Below are 4,967 nucleotides of genomic sequence, written 5' to 3'. Positions count from 1 at the left end.
CCAAACTCACAGCAGCAGTACCAAAGTTAGCCACCGTGGTAGAACCACCAGGTGCAGTACCGTTGGAGTCAAACACCAACACAGTCTCGTTAGCTGCATTCGTAAATACGAAGAAACCAGGAGTGGTGGAAGAGCCTAGAGCCTTAGCTTGAGCAGCTTCGACAGTGGCATAAGTACCGCCGGTAAAAATCACCAACTCTTTACCAGTAATATCAGGAGCACTACCGCTAACAGCATCAAAGTTAGTTGTAGTCAAATTGCCGAAAGCGCCGCTAACGAACTGCAATTTGTCAACTCCAAAAGCGAAGTCGGTAATGGTATCACCACCGTCCAAGGGGCCATTGTAAACAAAGATATCAGCACCGGAACCGCCAGTGAGCAAATCTGCACCGATGCCACCGTTGAGAGTATCTGCACCGCTACCGCCACTGATAATATCAGCACCGGAACCACCGTTCAAAATATCAGCAAAAGCCGTACCTGTAACGTTATTTACACTGTCATTCCCGATGAACAATACAGGGCCGCTGAAATTGTAACCGCCGGCGCCGGAACCGAAGTTGTTAAAGGCGACGGGATAAGTATTGTTAGGAGCATTTAAGTCAACAATACTGTTATTAGGCGGTGGAGTTGGAGCAGAGCCTAGGGAACCTGTAAACACAAAGTCCGAGGTGCCCAAACTCACAGCAGCAGTACCAAAGTTAGCCACCGTGGTAGAACCACCAGGTGCAGTACCGTTGGAGTCAAACACCAACACAGTCTCGTTAGCTGCATTCGTAAATACGAAGAAACCAGGAGTGGTAGAAGTGCCTAGAGCCTTAGCTTGAGCAGCTTCGACAGTGGCATAAGTACCTTGTGTGAAAATCACCAACTCTTTGCCAGTAATATCAGGAGCACTACCGCTAACAGCATCAAAGTTAGTTGTAGTCAAATTGCCGAAAGCGCCACTGACGAACTGCAATTTGTCAACTCCTGACTTAAAGTCAAGAATTTTATCGCCACCTTCTTTCGTTGTGGTGTAAGCAAAGATATCAGCACCGCTACCGCCTGTCAGGAGATCCGCACCGAGGCCGCCTGTAATCGTATCGTTGCCGTCACCGCCGTTGATGCTATCACTAAAATTGCTGCCAACAATGTTGTCATCGCCTGCTAAACCATCGAATTTAATTCCCACTGGAGAAGTGCTGAAATTCACATTGTCAGGGCCGGGAGTACCGACAGGAAGATTTAGCGGTGGGCCAGTGAACACAAAGTTACTGACTTTGAAGCTAAATTTCACTGAGAAACTAGCGACAATTTCAAAGCGAACCCCAACTGAAAATACCAGCACATTACGGCCTGTCTCGGCATCTGTAAACTGACAGAATACAGGCTGTTCGCTATTTCCGCCTAAAGCTTTAAACCGTGCTTGCAAAGTTGCAATGCTGGTGACGGTGGTATCAGTGCTGAAGTCGAGCAAATTATTGCTGCCGATGCTGCCAACAACAGAACTAGCAGTAATCTCAATTTTGGTGAAGCTAGCCGCGCTGAAACCAAAAGCAGCATTAGAGAACTCTAAAAAATCGTCATCGACTTTAAAGTCAGTAATTAAGTCTGCGTCTGAAACTTTGGTGATGCCTTCGCGGGATTTCTTGTAACTATACCGATTCTTCCCAGCACCACCACTGAGAATATTTGTGCCTTCTCCACCTTCGATGGAGTCATCGCCCTCATTTCCGGTTAATGTGTCATTCCCAGCACCGCCAATGATTTTGTCGCTGCCTATGCCACCTTCGATGGAGTCCTCGTCATCGCCGCCTTCGATGTCGTCCTCGCCTTCGTCGCCTTTAATTTTGTTTTTACCCTTCCCTCCTTTGATCTTGTCCGAACCCTTACCAGCTTTTATGTCATCGTCACCATCGCCGCCCTCGATGTCGTCATCGAGCACAGAACCGACAATCACTTGAGGAGCTGTATTGCCAGCAAAATTAAAGACAGTTTGAACAACATTCAAACTGAATTTCTGATTGGTGACAGTAGTTTTGCCGTCGGTAACTTTAAAGCCAAAACTAACGGCACCGGTGAAGCTAGCTACGCCTTGGAAAGTTAATGAACCGGCATTAATGTCTGCTTGGGAGAAGGTTAAACCTAGTTGTGTTACTTCTACTCCCTTTAAGAACAGTTTCCCACTGGTAGCAGGAGGTAGTTCCGTCAGCGTGAAGATAATGACGTTGGGACTTTGTTCGCGATCGAAAAACTTCAAATCGCTAGAAGTAATAGTCTGTGTTTTCCCGGAACCAAGAATAACATCGTTGTTAGCTTCCAGTCGCGGAGGAGTGTTAATCGGCGTTAGAGTTGTTACCGTATTGTTTGGGGGAGAAACAGTAACTCCCAAAAAGCTGGCGGCTTTGAGAATACTAGCGTTGACATTCAACAATAGCGCCAGCACAAAGTTACTGCTGCCGCGAATTTCGGTATTGACGCCAACTTGGACAAAGGACAAACTGCTAAAATTTAAGCTGCCAGATACCAGAAATTTGTCATTTTCTGTGAAGTCAGTGATGACTGAATTTGGCCCAGAAGTGCGATCGCTAATGACAAAAATGTCATCTCCAGCACCACCGGTACAGGTATTGTTGCCAGTACCGCCTACGATCGTATCGTTGCCATTACCGCCCATCAAGGTGTCATCGCCTAATCCACCACCGACAACGCTGTCGTCACCGTCGCCGCCGTCTGTCATGTCATTACCGTCACCAGCGACGATGGTATCCTTGCCTGCACCACCCATCACGGTGTCGTCACCGCCACCGCCCATCACGGTGTCGTCGCCGTCGCCACCGTCTGTCATGTCATTGCCGGCACCGCCCATGAGACTGTCGTCGTCAGCGCCACCGACAATGCTGTCGTCGCCGTCATCGCCCATGCAAGTGTCTTTGCCGGCACCGCCCATGATGGTATCCTTGCCTTCACCACCTGTCACGCTGTCGTCGCCGTCGTCACCCATGCAAGTGTCGTCGCCAATACCACCTACAACGGTATCGTCGCCTTTACCACCGTTAACTTGGTCGTTACCAGTGCCGCCGTCGCAATTGTCGTTGCCTAAGTCGCCCCTGACGGTATCGTTGCCTTCGCCACCCTTGGAGGTATCGTTGCCTTTGCCGCCGTAGACGTTATCGCTGCCACTGCCGCCATCAACGTCATCGTTGCCCTCGTTACCGTATACGAAGTCATCGTCATCATCACCTTTGCAGGTATCGTTGCCGCTACCGCCAGTAATGGTATCGTTGCCTTTGCCACCGAAGATGGAGTCGTTGCCGTTGCCGCCGTCGCAGTTGTCTTTACCGCTATCGCCTCGGATTTCGTCATCGCCATCGTCACCCTTGCATTTGTCATCACCTTTACCGCCGTAGATTTTATCTTTTTCACGGCTGCCTCTGATGTCGTCTTGGCCTTTTTTGCCGAAGATCGATTTGTTACCACTGGTGACGCTGATTAAGTCATCGTCATCGGTACCTTCGATGGTGTCGCCCTTTTCTTTGATGCCTTTGGTGTCAACGCTCGGATCGGCGCTACTTTCTTCGGGTGTGTCGTTAAATGCACTCTCGTTTTTGTTGTCGTCAACGGTGTTGTTCAACTTTTGGGCGATCGCCTCTTCAATTAATTTTGTGAAATCGGGAGCGGAGTTATCAGAGTCGGAACTTTCAACCAAACTATCACCTCGATCGGGAAACAGTGTCCCCGACAGATTAGCCAACAACATTTCTTCTTCCATCTTTAGTTATTCCTGCCTACGAATTGATGATGAAAATGGAATTATTTCCTGCTAAACTAGGAGCTAGAAAAATACTTTCAAGCTTTTTTGTTTTGCCTAATAGAATGGGTTCTGCAAGGCAATTTTTAGCAAGATATTCCTGTTTGATTCTAAAGCTTATATTTGGTAATTGCAAGTCTTTTTTTCGGGAATTACTTACAAACAATAATCGAGAGGCTAAATACAGAGTAAGCTTGACCTTACACTACGTTTACTGGTGTTTTTGCGTATTTTCCACAGTTCAAGACCCTGATTTTAAATTGTCTACGTAATTCCCACAGTATAATTCGCTGAATTTTTACTTGCAATGTACAAAGCCCAGCCCCTAACTACCCTAAACACTAAATCCTTAAAATTGAGCGGGCTTTTGAGAAATCTAGCAGGGATTATATTGAAATTTTGTAACAATCCCTTGACAACAATCTGTGGACAACAATCCCAGGGATGATAAATTCCTACAGGTGCAGGATTCTAGGGACAGTGACTTAAAATTCCTGCTTCGAGTTCCCGATAATTAATTATTGTTTTATATAGTTTACTGATCAGAACATTTGTTTTTGTTGTGGATGTGGCAATCTCGTTGACCGCCCCTTTGCCCGATCGGAGTGGAAAAATATGTTTTTATTGCTAAATAGTAAAAAGCAGGCAAAATTATATCTATCTCAAGACAGATTATGAAAATATCCAGAGAAAATAGAAAAGGGAAAAATGTAATATAGCCTTTCTAACTCTCCTATGAGGTACGAGCGAGAATTGGTAATGGGTAATTGGTAATCCTTGCAGGAGTCGTAAATTTTTTACCCCACCCCAACCCTCCCCTTGCTAAGGGGAGGGAGTAAGAAATTCACAAATGATTTAGGATTGCTATAGGTAATTGGTAATTAGTAATTGGTAATGGGTAATTGGTAATGGGTAATTGGTAATTGGTAATTGGTAATTGGTAATGGGTAATTGGTAATTGGTAATTGGTAATGGGTAATTTTTTGATGGATGACGAACGACGGAGGGTTGAGATTTTAAATTGGGGATACTCGATAAAAATAAGCACAACCGCTCTGTTAAACCTACCCAAAATTACCAAAGTCTAGACTTAGCTGGACATTAGAAATTTTGGTGTTAACTTCCTGATTCATCGTAGTCTCAAGATGACTCTTGAGAGGTTTGTCTACTCCAC

General features: G+C 45.9%; 1 protein-coding gene. It reads right to left on the bottom strand.

The genetic code is table 11. From position 1 onward, the window contains the following. Positions 1-3,754: cadherin-like domain-containing protein (locus tag ACBR23_RS13995; protein WP_371119765.1), on the bottom strand; the 3,754-nt coding region annotated here is incomplete at its 3' end. Positions 3,755-4,967: the final 1,213 nt, after the last annotated feature.

Origin of the sequence: Microcoleus sp., assembly GCF_041354475.1 — a bacterium.
Classification (GTDB): domain Bacteria; phylum Cyanobacteriota; class Cyanobacteriia; order Cyanobacteriales; family Microcoleaceae; genus Microcoleus.
The sequence above is the reverse complement of the archived record's forward strand: the minus strand, read 5'-3'. Positions and strand labels throughout refer to the sequence as shown.